Source organism: Myxococcus sp. MH1, assembly GCF_059738865.1.
The window spans coordinates 7,573,971-7,598,246 of record NZ_AP026947.1; the positions used below are offsets into that span (position 1 = coordinate 7,573,971).

Genomic DNA, 24,276 nt, shown 5'->3' on the forward strand with positions numbered 1-24,276 from the left:
GCTCACCGAAGGGGCCATGACATGCACTGACGCGCTTCTTCGTGGATGATGAGCAGCGCCGTGTCCGAGCGCCGCACCTTCGTCGCGTGCCGCCTCCTACCGGACCGCGCCCCTGACTTCGCCACGTGCACCTCCTGGCAGCCAAACCAGGCACGCCCCCGCACGTCGGCACCTTTCGTCCAGAGCCATGCACCCCGCCCCAAACACGAAAGGCCGTCTTCCCCCTGAGAAGACGGCCCCTCGACCCCCGACAAACTCCAACGACGTCAGTGCCCTTCCGCCCCCGTCGCTCCGGCGGGGATGGCCGGGGCCTCCCGCTCCTCGCCGCGCAGCGCGAGCTTCCGGATGACGATGTAGAAGATGGGCGTCAGCACCAGGCCGAACAGCGTCACGCCGAGCATGCCGGCGAACACCGCCACTCCCATCGCCTGACGCATCTCCGCGCCCGCCCCCGTCGCCACCGCCAGCGGCACCACGCCCATGATGAACGCGATGGACGTCATCAGGATGGGCCGCAGCCGCAGCCGGCACGCCTCCAGCGCCGCCTGCACCACGCCCATCCCCTCATCCTCCTGCGCCCGGGCGAACTCGACGATGAGGATGGCGTTCTTCGCCGCGAGCCCCACCAACACCACGAGCCCAATCTGCGTGAAGATGTTGTTGTCCCCACCCACCAGCCACACGCCGGCAATCGCGCTGAGCAACGCCAGCGGCACCGTGAGCAGCACCGCCAGCGGCAGTGACCAGCTGTTGTACTGCGCCGCCAGGATGAGGAACGCCAACAGGATGGCCAGCGGGAAGACGAACAGGCCCTCCTTGCCCGCGAGCTTCTCCTGGTACGTCAGGTCGGTCCACTCGAAGCTCATGCCGGCGGGGAGCGTCTCCGCCGCCAGTCGCTCCATCGCCGCCACCGCCTGTCCCGTGCTCACCCCCGGCGCCGCCGCCCCGTTGATGTCCGCGGACGGATACCCGTTGTAGCGCAGCACCTGGTCCGGCCCGAACGAGGGCGTCACGTCCACCAGCGAGGCCAACGGCACCATGCCACCCTGTGGATTGCGCACCTGCAGCCGGCCGATGTCCTCCGGCTCCATGCGGTGCTTCGCGTCCGCCTGCACGTTCACCTGGTACGTCCGACCGAAGCGGTTGAAGTCGTTCACGTACAGCGAGCCCAGGTGAATCTGGAGCGTCTCGAAGACCGAACCCAGCGGCACGCCCTGCTGCTTCGCCTTCACCCGGTCCACCTCCGCGTGGAGCTGCGGCACGTTGATCTCGAACCCCGACATCAACCCCATCACCTGCGGGTCCGCGGACGCACGCTGCACCAGGGCCTGCGTGGCCTCGTACAGCGCCTGCGAGCCCAGCCCCGCCCGGTCCTCCAACTGCAGCTTGAAGCCCGCCGTCGAGCCCATGCCCGGCACCGGCGGCGGCGGGAAGATGGCCGCGAAGCCCTCCTGCACGCCCATGAACTTCCCCTGGAGCTTCCCCGCGATGGCCCCGGCCGACAGCTCCGGCGACTGTCGCTTCTCGAAGTCGTCCAGGATGGCGAACACGACGGCCGAGTTGGGCGAGTTGACGAAGCCGTTGATGGAGATGCCCGAGAAGGCCACGACGTTGGCCACGCCCTTCTCCGCCAGCATCAGGTCCGACATCTTCTTCACCACCGCGTCCGTCCGCTCCAGCGACGACGCGGGCGGCAACTGCGCCAGGCCCACCAGGTAGTACTTGTCCTGCATCGGCACGAAGCCCGCGGGCACCTTCGCGAAGCCCAGCCACGTGAGCACCAGCAGGCCGCCGTACACCACGAGCGCCATTCCGCTGACGCGCACCACCCTGCGCACCAGGGACACGTAGCCCGAGGACGCCCGGTCGAAGAAGCGGTTGAACGGCCCGAACAGCCACCCGCCGAACGCCTTCTCCATGAAGCGCGTCAGGCCATCCTTCGGACCGTGGTGACCGCGCAGCAGCACACCCGCGAGCGCCGGGCTGAGCGTGAGCGAGTTGAACGCCGAGAGGAGGGTCGAGATGGCGATGGTCAGCGCGAACTGCCGGTAGAACTGTCCCGTCAAACCACCCAGGAACGCAGTGGGGACGAACACCGCCGACAGCACGGACGTAATCGCGATGATGGGACCGGTCACCTCGGTCATCGCCCTGCGGGCCGCTTCCTTCGGATTCACGCCCTGCGCGATGTGCCGCTCCACGTTCTCCACGACGACGATGGCGTCATCCACCACGATGCCGATGGAGAGCACCAGGCCGAAGAGCGACAGCGTATTGAGCGAGAAGCCCAGCATCTGCATGATCGCCGCTGTTCCCACCAGCGACACGGGCACCGCGGCCAGCGGGATGATGGAGGCGCGCCACGTCTGGAGGAACAGCAGCACCACCAACACCACCAGCACCACGGCCTCCAACAACGTCGTCACCACGTTGCGGATGGACGCGCGCACGAAGAGCGTCGGGTCGTAGGCAATCTTGTACTCCATGCCCTGGGGGAAGGCCTCCTTCAGCTCCGTCATCCGCGCACGGATGCCCGCGGACACATCCAACGCGTTGGAGCCGGACGCCTGGCTGATGCCGATGGCCACCGCCGACTTGCCGTCCAGTCGCGCTCGCACGGAGTAGGAGCTCGCGCCCAGCTCCACGCGGGCCACGTCCCGCAGGCGCGTCACCTGGCCCTCCTCGCCCACCTTGACCACGATGTCGCGGAACTGCTCCTCCTCCGTGAGCCGCCCCTGCGTGGTGACGGTGAGCTGGAACGCGGAGCGCTCGTCCGGCTGTTGACCGATGACACCCGCGGCCACCTGCACGTTCTGCTCGCGGATGGCGGCCACCACGTCGCTCGCGGTGAGGCCTCTCGCGGCGAGCAACCTCGGGTCCAGCCAGACACGCATGCTGTACTCACCCGCGCCCAGCACGTTCACGCTGCCCACGCCGGGCACGCGCTGGAGCACGTCCCGCACCTGGAGCACCGCGTAGTTGGAGAGGAAGAGCGGGTCCTGCTTCCCCTCCGGGGACACCAGGTGCACCACCATCAGCAGGTCCGGGCTCGACTTCTCCGTGAGCACGCCCAGCCGCTGCACCTCCGCCGGCAGCCGCGGAATCGCGCGGGCCACCCGGTTCTGCACCTGCACCTGCGCGGTGTCCGGGTTGACGCCCATGCCGAAGGTAATCGTCACCGCCACCCGGCCGTCGCTCGTCGCCTGCGAGGACATGTAGAGCATGCCCTCCACGCCGTTGATCTCCTGCTCCAGCGGCGCGGCCACCGTCTCCGCGATGACGGCCGGGTCCGCGCCGGGATAGGCCGCTCGCACCACCACCGTGGGGGGAGACACGGCCGGGTACTCGCTCAACGGCAGTTGGAACAACGACAGGCCGCCGCCAATCAGGAGCAGCACCGACAACACGGCCGCGAAGATGGGCCGGTCGACGAAGAAGTGCGCGAACTTCACGGCCGCGCCCCCTCGGCGTGCTCGGAGCCGGCCATGGCGACCAGCGTGGGCGCCACCGCCATCCCCGGCCTCGCCAGGCCCTTGAGCACCACCTTCTCACCCGCCGCCAGCCCCGAGCGCACCACCCGCAGGCCGCCCTCCGTCGTCCCCAGCTCCACGCGCCGCTGCTCCAGCGTCTGGTCCGGACGCACCACCAGCACGTAGCGCCCCTTCTGGTCCGTGCCCACCGCCAGGTCCTGGATGAGGACCGTGGGCCGCGCCGCGCCCGTCTCCAGCCGCACCCGCGCGAAGAGCCCCGCCGTCAGCTTCCCGTCCGGATTGGGCAGCACCGCGCGCGCTCGCGCCGTGCCCGTCCCCGCCACCACTTGATTGTCCAGGAAGTCGAGCCGCGCCTCGCGCGGGAAGCCCTCGTCCCCCGTCAGCGCCACGCGCACCGGCACCGCGTTGACGCGCCCATCCTTCCCGCGCGCGCCGGACGTCGTGCCCGCGAAGCGCAGGTACGTGGCCTCGTCCACGTCGAAGTAGACGTAGAAGGGCTCCACCGAGACGATGGTCGTGAGCAGCGCGCCACTGCTGACCAGGTTGCCCTGCGTCACCACCGCCCGCCCCACCCGTCCACTCACGGGCGCTCGCACGCGCGTGTCCTGCAGGTCGACCTCCGCGCCTCGCACCGCCGCCTTGGCGGACTCGACGCGTGCACGCGACTCCGCGCGCTCCGCCGTCAGCACGTCGAAGTCACTTTGGGAGATGGCCTGCTCGGCAACCAGCTTCTCGCCGCGCTCGAACCGCTTGTCGGCCAGCGTGCGGCGCTCCTCGGCCTGACGCAGGTCCGCGCGAGCCCTGTCCAACACGGCCTCGAAGGTGCGCGAGTCGAGCTGGAACAACACCTGCCCCGCCGTCACCAGCCCGCCCTCCGCGAAGCGCACCGAGTCGATGTAGCCGCCGACGCGAGGCCGCAGCTCCACGCTCTGCACCGCCGCCAGCGTGCCGGTGAACTCGGCGCTGTCGGCGACCTGCCGGGTGACGACCTCCGCGGCGACGACGGGGGCCGCCGCCATCTTCGCGCCACCACCAGCGGACGCATCCGCGCTCTCGCTCCGCGCAAGGACCAGACCACCGATTACGAGAGGGAGGGACAGGGCCCCTCCGACTGCTGCACGCTTCCAATTCATGGGGGACTCCGACTTCTTCCAAGGGTCGGGACACACCGGTGGCGTTCGCGCTCGTGCGCGCCCACCGCCGACGGTCCCTGAGTGACAGGACGAGGAACGACTTCACGGACGTCCGCCGTGCGGCGCGCGACGTCGCCGACGGGGGACTGGGGTGGCTCTAGGAATGCGTCTTCGAGGACATCTCCCGTGCGGCGCACGAGGTCGCCGACGGGGGACAGGGGTGTCTGGGGCTACGACTTCACGGACGTCTGCCGTCCGGCGCGCGAGGTCGCCGGCGGAGGACATGGAGGTGGCTGGGATTACGACGTCATGGACTCAAGCGGACAGGACGGGAGACGACGCGCACGTCACCCCTTCGGCGCAAGGGCCGCCGGAGGCGACACACTGGGGTGTGGAGGCACACGTCGACCCTCCGGTGCACGCGTCACCGATGGGAGGACGGCGGTACCTATCGAGGAGCTCGGAGCCGACGGCGCGACGCACCGGACCCGTGAGATGGCCCGGCCCTCCGCGCGAGGTCCGATGACGACGCTAACGACACATGGAGGGACAACAGCGTCCCGATGAACGGAACGCCCGAGGCGCGGCGCGCCTCACCGCCGAGGTAATTTGCAACATATCCCATTACTAATTGCCCGGCGCCCCGGAGCGCAACGCAATCTCGCGGGGCCTCACCTGCCGGGGACGGTGCAGCCCGGGGGCGGCGTCCACTCGCGCAGGGCGGTGACACGGGCATCCTGGACCTGGGCCACGCCCTCGGGGGCGTCGACCCGACTGACGGTGGTCGTACGGGTGAAGTCGAGCAGGTCCACGGGCACGGGGCGCGTCGGACAGCCCGCCTGGAAGGTCTGCTCGAGCGCCTCCACCAAGGAGTCCGCATGGTCATCGCCGGGGTCCGAGGCCTCGGGCCAGGTCAGATCTCCCGAGAGCGGCTCGCCACGCTCGGGAGGGAACCACGACCACCGGAGGACGGTCTGCCCGGTGTTGCCCCACACCACGCCCCCGGAGACGCCGCCCACGGTGGTGAAGTCGTCGGGGAGCTCCCGCCACTCGATGGCGAAGCCCTCGGGAACCCGTTGCCGGATGGGGGCGAGCCGCCGTACGTCGTCGAGTTCGCCCGACAACAGGAGCATCCACGTCAGCTCTCGCAGCCCGTCGCGACTCACCGTCCCCGCCGCCACGCGTGCCTTCCGGTTCGCGTCCGTGGTCTTCACGTCGACCTTGCCGATGTGCTCCGCGTCTTCGTACAGGGCCAGCTCGCTGCAGCTCTGCGACACCCACGCCGTGCCCGTGCCCAGGTGGTAGGCGCGCACCTCGTCGCAGAAGGAGTAGTGCCCGCGACGCCCGCGCAACACCAGCCAGCCCTCCGAGGGGACTCGCAAGCCCGCCAGCGGGAGCAGTTCCACCGAGGCCCCGAGGTTGGACAGGCACAAGCGCCAGGCGGGATATCGCCAGCGCTTGGACTTCTTGCGGGCCTCCTTCTCGCAGAACGCGGGTCCGAAGCCCTCATCGGCGGTGGCCGCATCCACGACGCTCGCGAGATGCTTCGCCTCTTTCTCCCGGTGGGCGGCGAAGGCCGCCTCGGCCCGGACGACCCAGGGCTCGGTCTCCCTTACACAGGCGCTGTCCCCCATGGCGCACAGCCACGGCGCGAGCTTGTGGTCCGGCTTCACCGTGTCGAGCATCAGCACCGCACGCACCGTCGGTGGCAACACCACCGTGCGGACGCCCGGCTTGCCCAGCTCCAGATAGGACTCCACCCACGTGCGCCCGCCCCGACGCCACCAGTCCTTCAGGGCCAGGAGCGACACGTCCGCGGGAACCGGCTCGTCCACCTCGCGGCTCAGCTCGAAGCAGCGCGAGGACAAGAGCTCGCGCAGCGCCGTCACGCCTGGCTTGCCGTCGGCTCCGTCGGGCAGCGACTCCAGCTTCGCGTCCAGCGCGACGAGGCGCTCGTGGGCCGCGCTCCACTCGGGCGTGGCCTGGGGACACGGCACGAAGACCTTCGCGGCCGGCGCCGGCTTCGCGGACAGCAGCACACCCAGGAGGACGAGGAGCATGTACCGCGCAGAATCGCGCAACTCGCGCCCCCGAGGCCAGGACCTGGAGGACTCGATGCCACTGGATTGCACCTCCAGCCGGGAAACAGGAACGAGCGCCTCGGGACGACCACACCGGGGGCCTCGGAGGCAGGGGGGCCCGGACGCCGCTTGGGGCACGGCCAGGGAGCCCGTCGGCAGTGCCTTCACCACCCCGGCCTGTTACTGAGGAGACGGGAGCCCTCGTCCGCGTTTCCCTCGGACGATGGGCGGCCTACATTCCCGGACAGCCATGAGCATCGAGCACGCCTTCCATCCCCCCACCATCACCACGGCCGAGGGCCGACCTCTGGACGTCATCGAGGTGCGGGGCCTCACGGTGGACTGCATCGTGGGCATCTTCAATCGGGAGCGCATCTCCGCCCAGCCGCTGCAAGTCGACGTGGCGCTGTTCCTGGACACGCGCGCCGCGGCGGGCGGCAAGCTCTCGCAGACGGTGAACTACGGCCGGCTCGCGGGGGAGCTGCGCTTCCTCTTGGAGTCGTGTCGCTTCGAGCTGCTCGAGTCCGCCGCCGAGGCCATCTGCCGCTACGTGCTGGCGCCCCCCACCGAGGACGTGCCGCGCGCTCAGGTCCACGCGGCCACGGTGCGAGTCACCAAGCCCCACGCGCTGGGCGGGCTGGCGATTCCCTCGCTCCAGGTGCACCGCAGCGCGCAGGAGATGGTGTACGGCAAGGAGGAGAAGTCCTTCGGCCGCGTGGACATCATCCACGAGGGGACGGGCTACGGCGTCTACCGGCTGCGAGTCAGGCCCGGAGGCCACATCCCCACGCACGTGCACCAGAAGATGGAGGAGAGCGAGCTGGTGCTGGGCGGAGGGCTGCACCTGCAACACCGGCCCGTGGCCCGGGGACAGGCGTTCCACTGGCCGCGCGGCTTCCCGCATCGCTACGACAACCCCTCGTCCACCGAGCAGACCGTGCTCTGTGTCGACAAGCCCGGCTTCATCCCGTCGGACGAGGTGGAGACCGAGGCCCCCGCCGAGGGTCTGACACCCGTCACGGGCACCTCCTACTATCCGCACGATGAGCTGGTCGCCTCGGAGTCCTCGACGGGGACGCGGTCATGAGCGCGGTGGCAACGGACGAGCACCTGACCGGGCATGAAGGACCGAGGAGAGACTCCCGCTCGAACGACGCCCTTCCAGGTGACGCAAGCCCTGCCGGAACGCCCGTCACCGTGAGCGACCGCCGCGCACAGGTGGACGTGCGCTGGGAGCGCTGCTCATGACGCCGACAGGCACCCGGAAGGTACTCATCACCGGAGGCGGGACGGGCATCGGCCGCGCGGTGGCGGAGGCCCTGCTGCGCGCGGGTGGCCGCGTCGTCGTGACGGGTCGTCGCGCGGACGTCCTCAACGAGGTGTCACGCGCGTGGCCAGGACAAGCCTTCGCCCTGCCCTGTGACGTGTCGTCCTCCAAGGAGCGCGAGGGACTGCTGCGTCGGGCCGCGGAGCTGCTGGGCGGGCTGGACGGTTTCGTCCACAGCGCGGGCCAGGTGGTGCATCAACCGCCGGGACACATCGGCGAGGACGCGCTGCGCTCCCAGCTGGAGATCAACCTCATCGCGCCGCTGCGCCTGGGTGAGCAGGCGCTGGAGGTGTTGGAGCCCGGCGGCGCGCAGGTCTTCGTCGCGTCCACGCTGGCCACGCGGCCCATCGTCACCAGCGCGGTGTACAGCGCGGCGAAGGCGGGCCTGCTCCAGGTGATGAAGGTCCTCGCGCTGGCGGGCGCGGCCCGGGGCGTCCGCGCCAACGCGGTGCTGCCCGGAGTCGTGGAGACGGACATGGTGCGCGAGGTGAGGCTCGCACCGGGCGAGGCGACGCCACCGCCCGAGGAGTACACCCGCCGTCAGGAGGCCCAGCTCGCGGGCCTGCGCTCTCTGCATCCCCTCGGCAGACTGGGCCATCCGGAGGACGTCGCCGAGGCCGTGCGCCACCTGCTGGGCGCGTCCTGGATGACCGGCACGGAGCTGGTGCTCGACGGCGGGCTGCTGCTGCGCGAGTGAGTCAGCCCTCTTCGGGATAGACGACACACTGAGACGTGCAGGTCTCCGCGACGCGAATCTTCACCACCTTCGCGGTGGGGAAGCTCAGCTTGCTGAAGACCCAGGCGGCCAGCAGCTCGCTGGTGGGGTTCTCCAGCCCCGGCACGTCATTCAGCAGCCGGTGGTCCAGCTGCGCGTGCATCGCCTGCCAGGCCTCGGTGAGCGTGGCGAAGTCGACCACCCAGCCGTAGTGGGGGTCCACCGGACCGCGCACGGTGACTTCGACGCGATAGCTGTGCCCGTGGACGCGCGAGCACTTGTGCCCCGGCGGGACGTTGGGGAGGAAGTGCGCGGCCTCGAAGGTGAACTCCCTCGAGATTTCGGTCACCAGCGAGACTTTGGGCTTCGAAACAGGCTCCATTGCACCGGCCTTCTACCCACGTTCCGCCCTGGGCGTCGAGCCAAGACACAGGCCCGACGCCCCCTCCCCCGCCCCTACCGCCGCACGGCCGCGAGGATGTATCGGGGCAGCAATTCCTCCCGGAAGGTCTTCCAGACGTTGAACTGCCCGTAATTGCCCCCGGTGAACATCACCGTGAGCTCCAGCTCGGGGATGACCATGACGTACTGCCCGCCGTTGCCGCCCGCCTCGTATTCCGCGTAGACGCGCTCGCCCACGCGCACCTCGTGTCGCCACCACGCATACCCGTAGGTGCGCTCGGGGCTCATCACCGAGTGCCGCGCGGTGGAGCGCTCGACCCACTGCCTGGACACCACACGCTTGCCGTTCCACACGCCGCCCGACAGGTACAGCTGCCCCAGCTTCAGCGCGTCCCGGGGCCGCGCGTAGAGGCCGCCGCCCAGGTACGCCTCCCCGTCTGGCATCAGGTTCATCGCGTAGTGCCGGAACTGGAGCGGCGTGGCCACGGTGCGCGCGAAGTGCTCGGGCAGCCACGTGCCCGTCGCGTTGCGCACCACGCCGCCCACCAGGTTGATGCCCGCCGAGCAATACACCGCCTGCGTCTCACCCGGCGCCCGAGCCATGGGCAGGTCCAGCGTGTACGCGTACCAGTCCCCCTCCTGATTCTGGAGGTTGTTCTCGTTGCCGGGCGTCTCCTCGTTGTCGTCGTCGCAGTCGAACCCCGACGTCATCGTCATCAGGTGCTCCAGCGTCAGCCCCGCCCTGCGCGCGTCCTGGGGCCCCTTCGGCTGATGGCCAGGGAACATCGAGTAGACGGGCGTCTGCGGAGACAGCTTCGCGCCCTTCTGGATGGCGGTGCCCACCAGCACCGGCGCCAGCGTCTTGGACGCCGAGCGCAAGTCGTGGAGCCGCTCCTTGTCGTAGCCGTAGAAGTACTCCTCCAGCACGAGCTTGCCCTTGCGCGCGATGAGCACGCCCTGCACGCGCTGCGCGGGCCCGGGGCCCACCTCCGTGTCGAGGAGCCGCTGCATCAACGCCTGGATGGGTGCCGCGTCCATGCCCACGTCGGACAGGGACGCCGTCGCCCAGCCGTCCTGCTCGGCCACGGGCGGACGGTAGACGTACGCCCCCGGCGCGGGCGTGCGCGGATACAGGCCCACCGCCTGGTCCCGCTCGCGACGGGTGAACTGGAGGTTCCCCAGGAAGAAGATGGGCACCGACAGCCGGCCCGAGTTCTCATCCAGCGTGCCCTCGAACGTCGTCGGCCCGCGCGGGTCCACCAGCTTCACGGCGCTGCCCTGCACGGAGACGTTCAGCGCGAACTGCCTTCCGAAGCCCTTCTCCGGGTCCCTCAGGTACGCGGCGATGGCGCCATCCGGCTTCTTGTAGACGACCAGGTACAGCGTGAAGCGGTCCGCCCACGGCGTCACCGTCCCGCGCCACACGCCCTTCCGCAGTGAGCGCAGCGCCACCGGCGTCGCGTACCGCACGCCACCCACCATGACGCGCGGCTGCACCCAGTGGCCCCTGAGCTCCTGGCCATCCGCCGCCACCGTGGCCCGGAACGTCCCCTGTCCGCCCGGCAAGGCCAGCGTCAGCGCGCCCTTCTCCACCTGGCCCGTGGCCTCGTAGCCCGAGATTCGCGCGCGCCACGTGGTGCCCTCGCGGAACACCGTCAGCTCGCCCTGGACCTCGGGCCCATAGACGGGGTCCGCCGACCAGATGCCCATCAGCTTCTCCGCCGCGTCGGCCGCGGGGGCCTGGGCGGGGGGCTTCGGGGGCGCGGCCGGCTCGGCGGCCCGGGCCGTGGGGGACAGGGAGAAGAGCGCCAGCAAGGCGCCCAGGGAGAGGGAGGAATTCATCAAGATTCCTGGGTGGACGAGCGAGGGGGCAAGGCCCGTAGGGCCTTACGGCGGACCCCGGCGGCTGATTGCAACCGACTTACAGAAACGTCCCCGCCCCCCACCCATCCCGGGGCCGGGCTATCCTTTCGCGCCATGACTCCGGAGGTCTGGATGGCGGCCCGCCCCACGGGAGGGCGAGCGGGAGGACGGCTTTGCTTGCGCCCGGGGTCCGGGTTGCGTAGCGATGGCGCCAGGACCCGTGCACGGTCCACGCGCGCATGAAGCTCTCCCTCGCCACCCGCATCTTCCTGGGCTACGCGGTGGTGCTCGTCACCTTCGGCCTGGTGTCGCTGTTCAGCGTGGCCGAGCTGCACCGCAACCGGCTGGAGATACGGCTGGTGAGCCAGGGCTACCTCCAGCTCTCCCAGGACGCGGCGGAGATGGAGATGAACCACGCCAACCAGCAGCGCCACACCGCGCGCATGCTGGAGGAGGACAGCGCGGAGATCCGCCGCGCCATCATCCGCCTGGCCCGCGTCTACGTGCCCACGGCCTTCATCTCCCAGCGCCTGGCCGCCACGCGCGAGCGCGCCACGCAGCTTCGGGAGATGGCCCCCGAGAGCGAGATTCCCTTCATCGGTGAACTGGAGGCCCGGCTCGCGGAGCTGGACTCGCGCTACCAGGAGTATGGCCGCGCGGCGGAGAGCGTGTTCGACGCGTTCAGCACCCAGGCGCCGGACAAGGCCGCGGTGGACCGCGCCACCGCGGACGTGCTCACCATGGAGGACGCCATCGGCCGCGAGCTGCGGCTCTTGCGCCTGTCGTTGTCCAACCGCATCCGCGAGCGCGTGGACGGCGCCGAGGAGCGCGAGCGCCAGACGGGCATCGCCATCATCAGCCTCTCGGTGGCCGCCATCCTCCTGGGCCTGGGCGCCACGGCGTGGTCGGCCCGCACGCTGCGCCCCGTGCGCACGCTCATCGAGGGCGTCTCGCGCATCGGCAAGGGCGACTACAGCGCGCAGCTGGGCGTGCGCGGACACGACGAGGTGGCCGTGCTCGCGCGCGAGTTCGACCAGATGGCCCGCTCACTCCAGGCCCGCGAGGCGCAGATCAAGGCGCAGGCGGAGGCCCTGATGCGCGCCGAGCAGCTCGCCGCCGTGGGCCGCGTCTCCGCGCAGATCGTCCACGAGGTGCGCAACCCCCTGTCCTCCATCGGCCTCAACGTGGAGCTCTTGGGGGACGCGGTGGAGCGCGCCACCTTCCCCACCCCCGACGAGTCCGGCGAGGTGAGAGATCTGCTCTCCGCCGTCACGCGGGAAGTGGACCGGCTGGCGGACGTCACCGAGCACTACCTGCGCATGGCCCGCCCCCAGCGGCCGGACCTGGACCCGCGCGACGTGACGGCGGTGCTGGACGGCGTGCTGGACTTCTCCCGCGAGGAGCTGACGCGCGCGGGGGTGGAGGTGGTGCGCCAGTTCGCCCCCACCACGCCCCCGGTGCTCGCCGACGAGGGGCAGCTGCGCCAGGTGTTCCTCAACCTCTTGCGCAACAGCCGCGAGGCGATGCCCCACGGCGGCCAGCTCACCATCGCCACCCGCCCCGTGGAGCAGGACGTGGAGGTGACCGTCAAGGACACCGGCCAGGGGATGACGGAGGAGGTGCGACAGCACCTGTTCGAGCCGTTCTTCACCACCAAGGAGGGCGGCACCGGCCTGGGGCTCGCGGTGAGTCAGCAAATCCTCCAGGCCCACGGGGGCTCGCTCTCCTGCCAGAGTATTCCCGGCCAGGGGACGGCCTTCGTGTTAAGGCTTCCTCGCGCATGAGCTTCACACCGTATCGGGACGTGCTGCCCTCCGGGCTGCGCGTCGTCACCGTCGAGACGCCCCACCTCCACACCGCCCTGCTCGCCATCTACGTCCGCACCGGCAGCCGGCACGAGACGCCCGCCAACAACGGCGTCAGCCACTACCTGGAACACCTGTTCTTCCGGGGCAGCGAGAGCTGGCCGGACACGGTGCGGATGAACGCGGCCGTGGAGGAGGTCGGCGGCAACCTCAACGGCGTCACCACCCGGGATCACGGCTACTACTACACGCCCCTGCACCCGGCGCACCTGCGCGTGGGCATGGACATCCTGGGCGACATGCTCACCCGCCCCCGCCTCACGGACATGGAGGTGGAGCGGCAGATCATCCTCGAGGAGATGCTCGACGAGGTGGACGAGAAGGGCCGGGACATCGACCTGGACAACCTGTCCAAGCACCTGCTCTTCCCCCAGCACCCGCTGGCGCAGAAGATCGCCGGCACGCGCGACTCCGTCTCCGCGCTGAAGCACGCGCAGGTGCTGGAGCACTTCGCCCAGCACTACGTCACCGGCAACCTGGTCGTCACGGCCGCGGGCCGCGTGCGCCGCGAAGAGGTGCTGGAGCTGGCCGAGCGCGCCTTCGCCCACCTGCCGCGAGGCCCCGCCAGCTCCGAGACGCCGCCGCCCCGCGGCGCGCCCGGGCCGCTGCTCCACTTCGTCACCCACGACGAGTCGCAGACGGAGTTCCGCCTCAACTTCCGCGCCGTGCCGGAGCAGCACGAGGACTACCCCGCGCTGCAGATTCTCCGCCGCGTGCTGGATGACGGCCTGTCCTCGCGGCTGCCGTTCGAAATCGTGGAGAAGCGGGGCCTGGCGTACTCGGTCCACGCCTCGCTGGACGGCTACCACGACGCGGGCCTGTTCGAGGTGGAGGCGGCGAGCGCCCCGGAGAAGGCCTCGCAGGTGGTGGAGGAGTCCCTGCGGGTGATTGCCCAGCTGTGCGACACGGAGATTGGCGAGGAGGAGCTGAGCCGCGCCAAGCGCCGCCACCGGATGCTGCTGGAGTTCTCCCAGGACTCGCCGGGGGAGCTGGCCGGGTGGTTCGGCGGCACGGAGCTGTTCCGCACGCCGGAGACCTTCGACCACCGCGCGGACCTGGTGGACTCGCAGTCCGCCGCGAAGGTGCGCGAGGTGGCGCGGCGCTACTTCCGCCGCGACAACCTGACGGTGGTGGCGGTGGGCCAGCGCAAGGGCCTCAAGGCGCTGGAGCGCGTGGTGGCCGAGGCCCCGGGACTCCCGTGAGCCCCGGCGCCGCCGTCAGCGGCCGCCGCGGATGATGACGGGGCCGGAGGGCTTCTTCTTCGGCTTCGGCGCCATCGAGACCAGGGACTTCTTCACCTCCTGGTACTCGGCGTTGTCGGGCTCCTTCTGGAGCGCCTCGTCGATGAGCTTCATGGCCCGGGGCATCTGCGTCTGGAGCTGGGCGGAGAGCCGGGCCAGGGCGACCTTCTCCTCCAGGGAGGCCTCGCCCAGGTTGAGCATGCGCTCCAGCGACGAGAACGCATCCACCTTGCGGTCCGTCTGGAGGTACAGCCGCCACAGCCGGGAGTGCACGGGCGCGAAGCGCGGCTCGGCGCTGAGGGCGAAGCGGTAGCTCTCCTCCGCGCCCTTCATGTCCTTGGCCTCCTCCTGCGCGCGGCCTCGCACGTAGAGGCCCCGGGCCAGCCGGGGACGGAACGTGAGCGCGCGGTCCACCAGCGCCAGCGCGTCCGCGCGGCGGCCCTGCGCGAGCACCGTCTCCGCCATCCACGCCAGGGCCTCGGCGTTCTGCGGCTCGGCGTCGACCAGCGCCTTGAGCGCGGCCTCGGCGTCCTTGGCGCGCCCTTGCGCGAGCAGCGCGCGGGCCCTCAGGGTGACGACGTCCGCGCGCTGGGCGTCCTTGCCCTCCACGGCCTGCAGGTCGGCCTCCGCCATCTGCGGCACGCCGCTGACCAGGAAGTAGCGGGCGCGAAGCAGGCGCGCGGCGGTGTGCGAGGGGTTCTGCTGGAGCAGCCGGTCCATGAGGTTGGCGGCGAGCAGCTCGTCGCCCTTCATGAGGAGGACCTCCGCCTCCACCGCCTTGGCCTCCGGGTCGTCCGGGCTGTCGCGCAGCACGCTGTTCAGCGTGGTGAAGGCCTCGTCGATCTGCCCCTCGCGGGCCTGGAAGCGCGCCAGGTCCAGGATGTCCTGCTCCTGGAGGAGGCCCGAGTCTCGCAGCGTCACGAGGATGGCCAGGGCCTCCTGGGTGTTGCCGTTGCTCCGGTACAGCTCGGAGAGCTGCTTCTGGATGGACGGGTCCGTGCCGGGGATGAGGGCCTCGGCCTGCTTGAGGGACATGATGGCCGCGCCCATGTTGTTGTTCATGCGGTGGGCTTCGGCCATCAGCAGGAAGGGCTCGGCGCTGTCGGGCGCGGCGGTGGCGGCGCGCTTGAGGGCGTTGAGCGCGGCGGCGGGCTGTCCACTGGCCAGCTGGACGCGGGCCTCGCCCAGGGCGCTCTGGGCTTGTTGAGCACGGTTCTGGACGGCCGCGGCCTCGGGCTCCTTGCAGGCAAGCGGGAGGAGGAGCGCCAGCGTCCACGGCAGGTTTCGTTTTCTCCAGGGCATCGCTGAGCCGGAGGGTACCGGATGTTATCCTCCCTCGTCGATGGACCCATTCGTTCGGCGCCTCGTGGAGAGGCTCCATGACCCCAGCAAGCCGCTGTCGCGCAACCGGCACTTCCACACGTTCGACACCCCCGAGGGGCGTCTGGCGCTGAAGGTGTTCCGGCGGCTGCGCAGCCTGCAGAAGGACATCCTCGCCTGCCGGGCGGAGGGGCGGCGGGCGCGCATCTTCCGTCGCGTCAACCCGGAGGGAGAGCACCGCATCGAGCTGACGATGGAGCGCGTCAGCGGCAAGCGCGTCTCCGTCCTCCAGACGGCCGAGCTGGAGCTGCTCTCCGCCCTGCCCGGCGTCCGCGAGGCGCTGGAGATACTGGACGAGGCCGCCTGAGCTGCGCGGCCCCGTCCGGCGAATCGTGGATTCTACGTAGTGCGGGCTAGTCCTTCGTGCAGACGACGTCGTCGACCTGGAGGTGGTCGCGATCGGCCTCGCTGCGGCTCGGGTAGAAGAACAGGCGCCAGTCGCGCACGTTGCCGGTGAACTTGAAGAACACCGGCTGCCAGGCATCGCTGTCCACCAGGATGAAGTCCGTCTGCGGGCTCCAGCCGGCGCTCGAGTAGACGCGGTGGCGCAGGGTGCCGTGGCCCCTCACCCGGTACGAGCAGGAGTAGTTGCCGCTGGGGACGTTGAACTTCTCCAGGGAGAAGCGCTCGGCCACCTGGATGGGGACGACGAACTGGAGCGCCGTCGTGCCGCCGTGCACCGCGGCCGTGTAGGGCTGCAGGCGCGAGGCGCGAATCTCCGTGCCCGGGTCCGCGATGCCGTTGTCCAGGCCGTACCAATAATCGGGGATGAGGTGATTGCCCTGGTAGGGGATGGAGTAGACGTTCCAGCTCTCGAAGCCGCCGTTGCGGATGATGTTCGAGGCGTGGTCCGCGGGCACGCAGCGCCGGGTGGCCGAGTCACACGCGGGCAGCGCGCCCACGCAGTCGTACGTGGTGAAGCAGGCGCCGGGGGCCAGCTCGCACACGCCGGAGGTCGGGTTGCAGGTGGTCGCCGGGTTGGAGCACGTGACGCCCGCGCACGGGTCGCCCGGGATGCACTGGTGCGTGGAGAGCTGGCAGACGGGGGTCTCGGGCGTGCCGGCGCAGTCGGCGTGGCGGACGCAGCGGTCCTCGGCCGTCACGCAGGTGTTGTTGGCGTCGCAGGCCTGCCACTCGTCGCAGTCGACGGTGTCGTAGCAGCGGCCCGCGAGCGGCTCGCACGTCACGGTGGTGTTGTCGCACTTCGCCCAGGGCTCGCACGTCACGGTGTCACACGGCTGGGGGGCGCGCGTGCAGCGCACGTCGTCGAGGGTCAGGTGCTCACCGCTGGTGTTGCGGATGCTGAAGATGAGCTCGAAGGTGTCGAAGACGTCGCCGGCGAGGTTGAACGTGTACGTCAGCTGCCGCCACGTGGCGGTGTCGACGGAGGTGTAGCCGGTGTAGCTGGAGTAGTCGTCGTCGAAGAAGGCGTTGCGGACCTCACCGGTGCCACGCACCTGGTAGGTGCAGGTGTAGCGGCCCGCGGGCAGCGTCATCGCCGCGGTGGTGAAGCGGCGGTGCGTGGACGAGGCATTCGTCAGACGGGCCGCGTTCGAGCCCTCGAACGCGCCGCTCGTCACCTTCTGCACGTCGCTGCCGGCGAGGTTCGACTTGCTGCCGAGCCACGCGTCGGGCAGCGAGCCGGACCAGGCCTCGAAGCCCCAGTTCGCGATGACGCTCACCAAGGGCGGCTCGCCACCCGCGTCCGGAGTGCCGCCACCGGCGTCGGGCGTCTCGCCGCCCGCGTCGGGCGTTCCGGCGTCCGACGGCTCGTTACCGGCGTCGGGCGTCCCGGCATCGGGCGTCTCGTTGCCCGGGCCGGCGTCTCCACCCGCGTCGGGCGTCTCGTTGCCCGCGTCGGGAAGCTCACCACCCGCGTCGGGCGTCTCGTTGCCCGCGTCGGCGGGCTCGTTGCCGGCATCCGGCGTCACGCCCGCGTCGGGGAGCTCACCACCGGCGTCGGGGATTTCGCCACCCGCGTCGGGGATTTCTCCCCCCGCGTCCGGAAGCTCGCCGCCCGCGTCGGGGATTTCGCCGCCCGCGTCTGGAAGTTCACCGCCGGCATCCGGCGTCTCCCCCCCCGCGTCGGGAAGGTCGCCTCCCGAGTCCGGCGCTCCTCCCCCCGAGTCGGGTGTCCCGTTGCCTGAGTCCGGCGCGTTGTGCCCGGCATCAGGAACCACCACCACTGGATCCGAATCACCATCACCGCAGGCGACCATCAGGACCAGCAGCGAAGTCAAACACACCCGAACCAACGTCAAAGCGAGCCTCCGGTTTCAAAAATCCAGGCTCCTCGTACCACACTTCGCGCCCCCGCCCCGGTGGCGCCCCAGTCACAGGCCGCCCCCTCGCGCCTGTTTCACGGATTGAAAGAATCTGTCGCGACGAGGGGTGCCGATGACACCCTGAGCGATTCCACCCCTACAGAACCTGGACCTGGTCCGCGCCAGCCCCCACCAGCCCGCGCGCGCCCAGGGCCCGGACCTCGAAGGAGCTGAGCGCGGGACCCGATGGCGGCTGCGCCCCCTTCTTCCATCAACGCTGGAGATAGACGCCCGCGGACAGCCCCTGCTTGACGTTGCGGCTCACCTCGTCGGCGAGCACCTCGTCCTGGCCGGCCTCGATGGCATCCAGCGTCTGGCGCACCACGTCCGCGGGGCTCGACTTCGGCGCGGTGACCTTGTGGGCCATGTCCGTGTCCATGTACCCGACATGCAGGGCCACCACCTGCGTCTTCTGCGCGGCCAGCTCCTTGCGAAGCCCGTTGGTCAGCGCCCACGCGGCGGCCTTCGAGGCGCTGTAGCTGGCCGACCCCGGGAAGGCCACCCAGCTGAGCACCGAGAGCACGTTGAGGATGGCACCACCGCCGTTCCTCGCCAGCACGGGCGCGAAGGCGCTGCTCGTCGCCAGCGGGCCCAGGTAGTTCGTCTCCAGCTCGGCCCGAGCGGCGGCCAGCGCGTCCTGCCCCAGCAGGCTCGTGCCCTTCAGGATGCCCGCGTTGTTGATGAGCAGCGACACGTCGCCCGCCTCGCGGACCAGCGCCTCCAGTTGTTCGGGCCGGGTGACGTCCAGGCGGACCGGGACCACGCCCGGGATGTCCACGCTCGAAGGCTCCCGCGCCGCCGCGTACACCTTGCGAGCCCCCCGCTCCAACAGCGCCTGCGCGAACGCACGCCCCAACCCACGATTGGCGCCAGTAACCAGGGCAACCGCATTCTTCATCTGCATGACCCGACTCCCGTGTGACGAGAACCCTTCGACCACCATATGATGAGCATAATATGGCAACCCATGGCTTTCACGGCAAAGCGCAGCCCCGGGCGAGCGCCCACGGGGAGGGCCGCGCCTGCGTGTCGGGTCATCACGGCTGAACGACGAAAAAGAGAGCCCCCTCGCGGAGGCTCTCCGAGCACACCCGGGAAGGGCGCGCCTCGACTCAGTGCGTCTCGACGTAGATCTGGTCCAGCGTCGGGCTGAGGCCCTGGTTCTGGACATACAGACGCGCGCCGGGCCAGGCGCAGTTCAGGCTCGTGGGATAGACCTGATTCGGCGCCAGGAGGATGGAGATGTTGTTGCCGCCGCAGTACGCGTTGAAGCGCGTGGACCGCGTCGAGGACATGTTCCGCACATAGAACGGCGTCACACCGAACAGCCAGGTCGAGAAGTCACGCGTCTGCCCCCCCGCGATGAACGCGCTCTCCACGGCCTGCGTCGTTTCTCCCATCTGCGCGTCCTGGGCAGCCTCTTCCGGCGTGTACTCCCCACCGCAGCCGACCACCAGCAGAGACACCACTCCCACGACTCCCAGAGTCTTGCACAGCGTCATGACTTCCCCCTCATAGTGAGTTGCCTCCTGGGTTGGAGGCGGGCTCTGTGTATAAGTACTTGCACGCAGTGTAAATGGTGTATTCGCGACACCGCGTGAGTCTATTTCGAGGGGGATGATTGCCATTGCCCGTGCTGTGACATGACGGGTTACGGTCGGGTGCGGGGCGACCCGGCGCCGCCCGATGTCTGTGAATACGCTCCGGGCCCGGCATCAGGCCCGGAGCACGGTGCTCACTCCGGAGGTCCGCGCCTCGGCGGAGGCTCGTGCTTCATGCGCTCGTATTCCTCGTCCGTGAAGACGCGGCTTCGCGTGAGGAAGCGGACGCCCAGCGGGGACTCGACGCTGAAGCCCGCGCCCCGCCCCGGCACCACGTCCAGCGTCAGGTGGGTGTGCTGCCAGAGCTCGAACTGCGCGCCGCCGATGTAGACGGGGCAGCCCTCGACCTCTCCCAGGAAGACGTCCCGCTGACCGATGCGGAACTCCTTGAGCGGGTAGCACATGGGCGCGCTGCCGTCGCAGCAGCCGCCGGACTGGTGGAACATCAGCGGCCCATGCGTGGCACGCAGGGAGCGGATGACCGCGGCGGCCTCGGGCGTCACCGCCACCCGGGCCACCGTGGAGTCCGCCTGCCCACCCGCGCCGGGCCCGGCACGGGTGTCACTCATCAGAAGAACCCCATCGCCTTCGGGCTGTAGCTGACGAGCAGGTTCTTGGTCTGCTGGTAGTGGTCCAGCATCTTGCGGTGCGTCTCCCGGCCGATGCCCGACTGCTTGTAGCCGCCGAACGCCGCGTGCGCCGGGTACAGGTGGTAGCAGTTGGTCCACACGCGCCCCGCCTCGATGGTGCGCCCCGCGCGGTAGGCCGTGTTCGTGTCGCGCGTCCACACGCCCGCGCCCAGGCCGTACAGCGTGTCGTTGGCGATGCGCATCGCGTCGTCGAAGTCCTTGAACGTGGTGACGCTCACCACCGGTCCGAAGATCTCCTCCTGGAAGACGCGCATCTTGTTGTGGCCCTGGAACACCGTGGGCGCCACGTAGTAGCCGTCCTTGAGGTCGCCGGGCAGGCTCACGCGCTCGCCGCCGGTGAGCACCTTGGCGCCCTCCTTCTTGCCGATGTCGATGTAGCCGAGGATCTTCTCCAGCTGGTCGTTCGACGCCTGCGCGCCCAGCTTCGTGTCGGTGTCCAGCGGGTTGCCCGGGCGAACCTTCTTCACGCGCTCCAGCGCGCGCTCGATGAACTGCGAGTAGATCTTCTCGCCCACCAGCGCGCGCGACGGGCACGTGCAGACCTCGCCCTGGTTCAGCGCGAACATGGAGAAGCCCTCCATCGCCTTGTCCAGGAAGTCGTCGTCGTGCGCCATCACGTCGTCGAAGAAGATGTTCGGGCTCTTGCCGCCCAGCTCCAGCGTCACCGGGATGAGGTTCTCGCTCGCGTACTGGAGGATGAGCCGGCCCGTCGTCGTCTCACCCGTGAAGGCCACCTTGGCCACGCGGGGGCTGCTGGCCAGCGGCTTGCCCGCCTCGATGCCGAAGCCGTTGACGACGTTGAAGACGCCCTCGGGCAGGAGGTCCTGGATGAGCTCGGTGAGCACCAGGATGCCCACGGGCGTCTGCTCCGCGGGCTTGAGCACCACGCAGTTGCCCGCCGCCAGCGCCGGCGCCACCTTCCACGCCGCCATCAGGATGGGGAAGTTCCAGGGGATGATCTGCCCCACCACGCCCAGGGGCTCGTGGAAGTGGTAGGCCACCGTGTCGTGGTCCAGCTCGCCCACCGTGCCCTCCTGCGCGCGGATGCAGCCGGCGAAGTAGCGGAAGTGGTCGATGGCCAGCGGCAGGTCCGCGGCGAGCGTCTCGCGGACCGGCTTGCCGTTGTCCCAGGACTCCGCCACCGCGAGCAGCTCCAGGTTCTGCTCCATCCGGTCGGCGATCTTCAGCAGGATGTTGGCGCGCGCCGTGGGCGACGTGCGGCCCCAGGACACCCGCGCCGCGTGCGCGGCGTCCAGCGCCAGCTCGATGTCCTCCGCCGTGGAGCGGGCGACCTCACAGAAGACCTGGCCCGTCACGGGCGTGATGTTCTCGAAATACTGGCCACGCTTCGGCTCGACCCACCGACCGCCGATGAAGTTCTGGTAGCGGGACTTGAACTTCACCTTCGAGCCGGGCTGGTTGGGGGCGGCGTAGATCATGGACGCTCTCCTTGCGGGTGGGGCTGCGGGTGGAAGCGCTCCGCCCCAGAGCAGCACCCGTGCCACTCACCCGCACCGCCGACGTCGCGCCGCGTCGTGTCCCGCGATGCGACACTCCCCGCGGACACACGTGGCGCATCCCGCGACAGTGTCGCGCGCAGGGTGTCCCACGCCTCGCTGGAATGTTCTGAAGTGGCTGTGAGCGGCAGGCCCGTCGGGCGTCAAGATGTGCGGTGGATGACCGCGACCGTGGCGCTCATGAGCGTGGCGGCAGCACCAGTCCGAAGCGCTCCACCATGCGGTAGAGCGTGCTGCGGGCAATCCCGAGCAGCCGAGCCGCGCGCGCCACGTTCCCACCGCTGCGCGACAAGGCCTCGAGGATGGCGTTCGCCTCCACCTCGCGAAGCCCCGTGGGGCTTGCGGGCTCGGCGCGTGAAGCCGCGAAGGGCTCGGCTCCCGGCACACGCCCTGGCGCGGAGCGCGATGCGTGCCGAGGCTCGCCCTGCATCGGCGTCGCGGGAGCATGCCCCGGCTCGGTGCGCGATGCGAAGCCAGGCTCGTCCTGGCGGGGCGACATCGGCGCCCGCACCGCCTCGGAGCGCGATGCGAAGCCAGGCTCGTCCTGGCGGGGCGACCTCGGTGCCCGCACCGCCTCGGAGCACGATGCGAAGCCAGGCTCGTCCTGGCGGGGCGACATCGGCGCCCGCACCACCTCGGAGCGCGCTGTGAAGTCAGACTCGCCATGGCGTGGCGACGTCGACGCCCACCCTGCATCGGAGCGCGATGCGAAGCCATGCGCGACATCCATCGGCGACGCGGGAGCGAATCCCAGCGCTGAGCGCGATGCGGGCCCGGCCTCCACGGGCACGCGCGCGCGCCCCAGCTCCGGCGGCAACGCGGACACATCGATGACGGGCGAGCCATCCGCGCGGACCAGCGCCAGGCGCAACACCGTCTTCAGCTCCCGCACATTCCCCGGCCACCGGTGCGCGCACAGCCTCGCGAGCGCCGCCGCGGACAACGTGCTCGGAGGATGGCCTCCCTCGCTCGCGAGCTGACGCAGCAGCACCTGCGCCAGCTCCGGCAGGTCCTCCCGCTCGCGCAGCGGAGGCAAGCGCAGGAGCGCCCCCTGGAGCCGATAGTACAGGTCCTGCCGGAACGCTCCCGAGCGCACCGCCGCCTCCAGGTCCCGACACGTCGCGCAGACAAGCCGGAAGCGCGAGTGCCTCACGCGCGACTCCCCGACGCGCGAGTACCCACCGTCCTCCAGCACGCGCAGCAACATCACCTGCAGCGCCGCGGGCATCTCCGCCAGCTCATCCAGGAACAACGTCCCGCCATCCGCCGCCGCCAGCTTCCCCGCCGCGCCTTGCGAGCGCGCCCCCGTGAACGCGCCGGGAGCATGGCCGAACAGCTCGCTCTCCAGCAGCGCGGCGGACAGGGCGCCACAGTTGACCGCCACGAACGGCCCGGAGGCCACCGCGCTCGCCGCATGCACCGCGCGCGCGAGCAGCTCCTTGCCCGTGCCCGTCTCCGACAGCAACAACACCGGCACCGACGTGGGCGCGAACCGGGCCGCCTCTCGCAGCGTCGCGCGATGCGCGGCGTCGCTGCCCTTCAACTCGGACCAGACATCCTTCTCGAAGCGGGCATCCACGGAGGCCCGAGTCGTCCGCGCCTGCGCCCGCGTCAGTCGGGGCTCCAGCCGCACCAGCACCGCGAGCGCCGACTCCCCATCCCCCTCCCCCACCGCCTCCGGATGCACGCGCCAGCTCGCGCCCGTGTCACGGTGGCTCGCCTCCAGGACCTGCCCGCGCAGCGCCGCGTCCTTCAACGTCCGCCACGACAGCCCGAGCACCCGCCCCGGTGACACCTCCTCGGAAGACGACTCCACGCCGAACAGCGCGCGCGCCGCCCCATTGAGCCGCCGCACCCGCCCCGGTGACTCGACGAGCAGCACCGGCCCATCCTCGCGAGCCAGCCGCGCCTCCAGCCCACCGCGCGCCGCCGCCGCCACCCGCGCCCAGGCGACCTCGCGCAGCCGCGCCTCCGCCGAGTGCGCGATGCTCGCCACGGCCACCAGCACCAACGGGTCCGCGCCACCCGCCGGGCCCGTGACGTCCAGCACGCCGAGCACCTCGCCGAAGGGGTCTCTCACCGGCGCCGCGTAGCAGACGAGCCCATGGTGGCGCTGCGCATAGTGCGCCGGTCCCACCACGGCCACCGCCGAGGACTCCGCCAGCGCGGTGCCGATGGCGTTCGTTCCGCGGGACACCTCGTCCCAGCAGGCCCCCGCCACCAGGCGCACGTAGTCCGCATGGCCCGCGAAGTCTCCGCCCGAGCTGCGCGTGGCGAGGATGACGCCTTCCCGGTCCGCCAGCAGCGCCACCCGCCCCGAGGGCAGCGGCGCGGCGGCGAGCACGTCCAGCATGTCCCGGACCTCGTGCCACACCGGCTCCAGCCGGGCCCGCCGCTCCACGAGCGCGAGTCCCCCGACGCTGGGTCCCTCGTCCGGCAGCCCCGTACTCGGGGCCCCGAGCGCCCGGGAGCGCTGCCAGCGGGAGAGGATGGGGGGCGGCTCCGGAACAGCGACCCCGTCCTCGTCGAGCGCCCCGACGAGGAACTGCTCCCACAGGTGCGCCGAGGCGCTGAGCGTGAGCGTTCCCATGGGGCTGATTATTCGGTCATGCCCCACACCGTCGGCAACCCATGACCTTCCCGAAGTCGCGCTCGCGAACCGACGCGGTGCGGCGTCCGGGAAGGC

Annotated in this window: 17 protein-coding genes; 5 read left to right on the forward strand and 12 right to left on the reverse strand. The window is 70.5% G+C overall.

Annotation, left to right across the window (positions count from 1 at the left end; all coding sequences use genetic code 11):
* Positions 1–266 precede the first annotated feature (266 nt).
* The 3 genes from AC6JA9_RS29615 to AC6JA9_RS29625 all read right to left on the reverse strand — a co-directional run bounded on the left by AC6JA9_RS29615 (position 267) and on the right by AC6JA9_RS29625 (position 6,684).
* Positions 267–3,452 (reverse strand): efflux RND transporter permease subunit, encoded by a 3,186-nt coding sequence (locus AC6JA9_RS29615; protein ID WP_497958196.1) that lies wholly within the window; start codon positions 3,450–3,452, stop codon positions 267–269.
* Positions 3,449–4,510: an efflux RND transporter periplasmic adaptor subunit gene (locus AC6JA9_RS29620; RefSeq protein ID WP_223745588.1), complete on the reverse strand. Its 1,062-nt coding sequence runs from the start codon at positions 4,508–4,510 to the stop codon at positions 3,449–3,451. The genes AC6JA9_RS29615 and AC6JA9_RS29620 overlap by 4 nt, the downstream gene beginning before the upstream one ends.
* A gap of 785 nt (positions 4,511–5,295) precedes the next feature.
* Complete coding sequence (locus AC6JA9_RS29625; RefSeq protein ID WP_497958197.1) at positions 5,296–6,684, reverse strand: hypothetical protein; 1,389 nt, start codon at positions 6,682–6,684, stop codon at positions 5,296–5,298.
* Between the two features lie 271 nt (positions 6,685–6,955).
* Here AC6JA9_RS29625 and AC6JA9_RS29630 point away from each other — a divergent pair, with 271 nt between their 5' ends.
* Positions 6,956–7,792 (forward strand): dihydroneopterin aldolase, encoded by an 837-nt coding sequence (locus tag AC6JA9_RS29630; RefSeq protein ID WP_267700184.1) that lies wholly within the window; start codon positions 6,956–6,958, stop codon positions 7,790–7,792.
* A gap of 157 nt (positions 7,793–7,949) precedes the next feature.
* Positions 7,950–8,729 (forward strand): SDR family NAD(P)-dependent oxidoreductase, encoded by a 780-nt coding sequence (locus AC6JA9_RS29635; protein WP_497958198.1) that lies wholly within the window; start codon positions 7,950–7,952, stop codon positions 8,727–8,729.
* Position 8,730: 1 nt separating this feature from the next.
* Here the strand turns inward: AC6JA9_RS29635 and queD are convergent, their stop codons facing one another.
* Both queD and AC6JA9_RS29645 read right to left on the reverse strand, forming a co-directional pair.
* Positions 8,731–9,129 carry a 6-carboxytetrahydropterin synthase QueD gene (gene queD / locus AC6JA9_RS29640; RefSeq protein WP_141332869.1) on the reverse strand — a complete coding sequence of 133 codons (399 nt, stop codon included), beginning with the start codon at positions 9,127–9,129 and terminating at the stop codon, positions 8,731–8,733.
* A 74-nt stretch (positions 9,130–9,203) separates the two neighbouring features.
* Complete coding sequence (locus AC6JA9_RS29645; protein WP_497958199.1) at positions 9,204–10,991, reverse strand: serine hydrolase domain-containing protein; 1,788 nt, start codon at positions 10,989–10,991, stop codon at positions 9,204–9,206.
* 260 nt (positions 10,992–11,251) lie between these two features.
* Between AC6JA9_RS29645 and AC6JA9_RS29650 the strand changes: the two genes are divergently transcribed.
* Both AC6JA9_RS29650 and AC6JA9_RS29655 read left to right on the forward strand, forming a co-directional pair.
* Positions 11,252–12,796, forward strand: a complete 1,545-nt coding sequence (locus tag AC6JA9_RS29650; protein ID WP_426730343.1) for a sensor histidine kinase — start codon at positions 11,252–11,254, stop codon at positions 12,794–12,796.
* The gene (locus AC6JA9_RS29655; RefSeq protein ID WP_426730342.1) at positions 12,793–14,079 is read left to right on the forward strand and encodes a M16 family metallopeptidase; all 1,287 of its coding nucleotides are present in this window, start codon (positions 12,793–12,795) and stop codon (positions 14,077–14,079) included. The genes AC6JA9_RS29650 and AC6JA9_RS29655 overlap by 4 nt, the downstream gene beginning before the upstream one ends.
* Positions 14,080–14,094: 15 nt before the next feature.
* On the opposite strand, the gene AC6JA9_RS29660 is transcribed toward AC6JA9_RS29655, so the two are convergent.
* On the reverse strand, positions 14,095–15,420 hold the full coding sequence (locus AC6JA9_RS29660; protein ID WP_223784029.1) for a tetratricopeptide repeat protein: 1,326 nt from the start codon (positions 15,418–15,420) through the stop codon (positions 14,095–14,097).
* Between the two features lie 40 nt (positions 15,421–15,460).
* Between AC6JA9_RS29660 and AC6JA9_RS29665 the strand changes: the two genes are divergently transcribed.
* Complete coding sequence (locus AC6JA9_RS29665; protein ID WP_046715102.1) at positions 15,461–15,805, forward strand: hypothetical protein; 345 nt, start codon at positions 15,461–15,463, stop codon at positions 15,803–15,805.
* A gap of 46 nt (positions 15,806–15,851) precedes the next feature.
* Here AC6JA9_RS29665 and AC6JA9_RS29670 read toward each other — a convergent pair whose 3' ends face one another.
* From AC6JA9_RS29670 to AC6JA9_RS29695, 6 genes are all read right to left on the reverse strand, one after another.
* Positions 15,852–17,738 (reverse strand): invertase recombinase-like protein, encoded by a 1,887-nt coding sequence (locus AC6JA9_RS29670; RefSeq protein WP_305070916.1) that lies wholly within the window; start codon positions 17,736–17,738, stop codon positions 15,852–15,854.
* 295 nt (positions 17,739–18,033) lie between these two features.
* On the reverse strand, positions 18,034–18,726 hold the full coding sequence (locus AC6JA9_RS29675; protein WP_141326959.1) for an SDR family oxidoreductase: 693 nt from the start codon (positions 18,724–18,726) through the stop codon (positions 18,034–18,036).
* A gap of 208 nt (positions 18,727–18,934) precedes the next feature.
* Positions 18,935–19,291 (reverse strand): hypothetical protein, encoded by a 357-nt coding sequence (locus AC6JA9_RS29680; RefSeq protein WP_223745579.1) that lies wholly within the window; start codon positions 19,289–19,291, stop codon positions 18,935–18,937.
* 266 nt (positions 19,292–19,557) lie between these two features.
* A complete protein-coding gene (locus tag AC6JA9_RS29685) occupies positions 19,558–19,992 on the reverse strand; it encodes a DUF779 domain-containing protein (protein ID WP_223745578.1) in 435 nt (144 codons plus the stop codon).
* Positions 19,992–21,512 (reverse strand): aldehyde dehydrogenase, encoded by a 1,521-nt coding sequence (adh, locus tag AC6JA9_RS29690; RefSeq protein WP_046715106.1) that lies wholly within the window; start codon positions 21,510–21,512, stop codon positions 19,992–19,994. Before adh ends, AC6JA9_RS29685 begins: the two co-directional genes overlap by 1 nt.
* 256 nt (positions 21,513–21,768) lie before the next feature.
* On the reverse strand, positions 21,769–24,180 hold the full coding sequence (locus AC6JA9_RS29695; protein ID WP_223745576.1) for a sigma-54-dependent Fis family transcriptional regulator: 2,412 nt from the start codon (positions 24,178–24,180) through the stop codon (positions 21,769–21,771).
* Between the last annotated feature and the right edge of the window lie 96 nt (positions 24,181–24,276).

Bases quoted from the DNA above. Each gene is read 5' to 3' on its own strand.
- AC6JA9_RS29620 (WP_223745588.1), bottom strand. From the start codon at position 4,510: ATGGCGGCGGCCCCCGTCGTCGCCGCGGAGGTCGTCACCCGGCAGGTC.
- AC6JA9_RS29660 (WP_223784029.1), bottom strand. From the start codon at position 15,420: ATGCCCTGGAGAAAACGAAACCTGCCGTGGACGCTGGCGCTCCTCCTC.
- AC6JA9_RS29655 (WP_426730342.1), top strand. From the start codon at position 12,793: ATGAGCTTCACACCGTATCGGGACGTGCTGCCCTCCGGGCTGCGCGTC.
- adh (WP_046715106.1), bottom strand. From the start codon at position 21,512: ATGATCTACGCCGCCCCCAACCAGCCCGGCTCGAAGGTGAAGTTCAAG.
- AC6JA9_RS29675 (WP_141326959.1), bottom strand. From the start codon at position 18,726: ATGCAGATGAAGAATGCGGTTGCCCTGGTTACTGGCGCCAATCGTGGG.
- AC6JA9_RS29645 (WP_497958199.1), bottom strand. From the start codon at position 10,991: ATGAATTCCTCCCTCTCCCTGGGCGCCTTGCTGGCGCTCTTCTCCCTG.
- AC6JA9_RS29635 (WP_497958198.1), top strand. From the start codon at position 7,950: ATGACGCCGACAGGCACCCGGAAGGTACTCATCACCGGAGGCGGGACG.
- AC6JA9_RS29685 (WP_223745578.1), bottom strand. From the start codon at position 19,992: ATGAGTGACACCCGTGCCGGGCCCGGCGCGGGTGGGCAGGCGGACTCC.
- AC6JA9_RS29665 (WP_046715102.1), top strand. From the start codon at position 15,461: ATGGACCCATTCGTTCGGCGCCTCGTGGAGAGGCTCCATGACCCCAGC.
- queD (WP_141332869.1), bottom strand. From the start codon at position 9,129: ATGGAGCCTGTTTCGAAGCCCAAAGTCTCGCTGGTGACCGAAATCTCG.
- AC6JA9_RS29695 (WP_223745576.1), bottom strand. From the start codon at position 24,180: ATGGGAACGCTCACGCTCAGCGCCTCGGCGCACCTGTGGGAGCAGTTC.
- AC6JA9_RS29650 (WP_426730343.1), top strand. From the start codon at position 11,252: ATGAAGCTCTCCCTCGCCACCCGCATCTTCCTGGGCTACGCGGTGGTG.
- AC6JA9_RS29625 (WP_497958197.1), bottom strand. From the start codon at position 6,684: ATGCTCCTCGTCCTCCTGGGTGTGCTGCTGTCCGCGAAGCCGGCGCCG.
- AC6JA9_RS29630 (WP_267700184.1), top strand. From the start codon at position 6,956: ATGAGCATCGAGCACGCCTTCCATCCCCCCACCATCACCACGGCCGAG.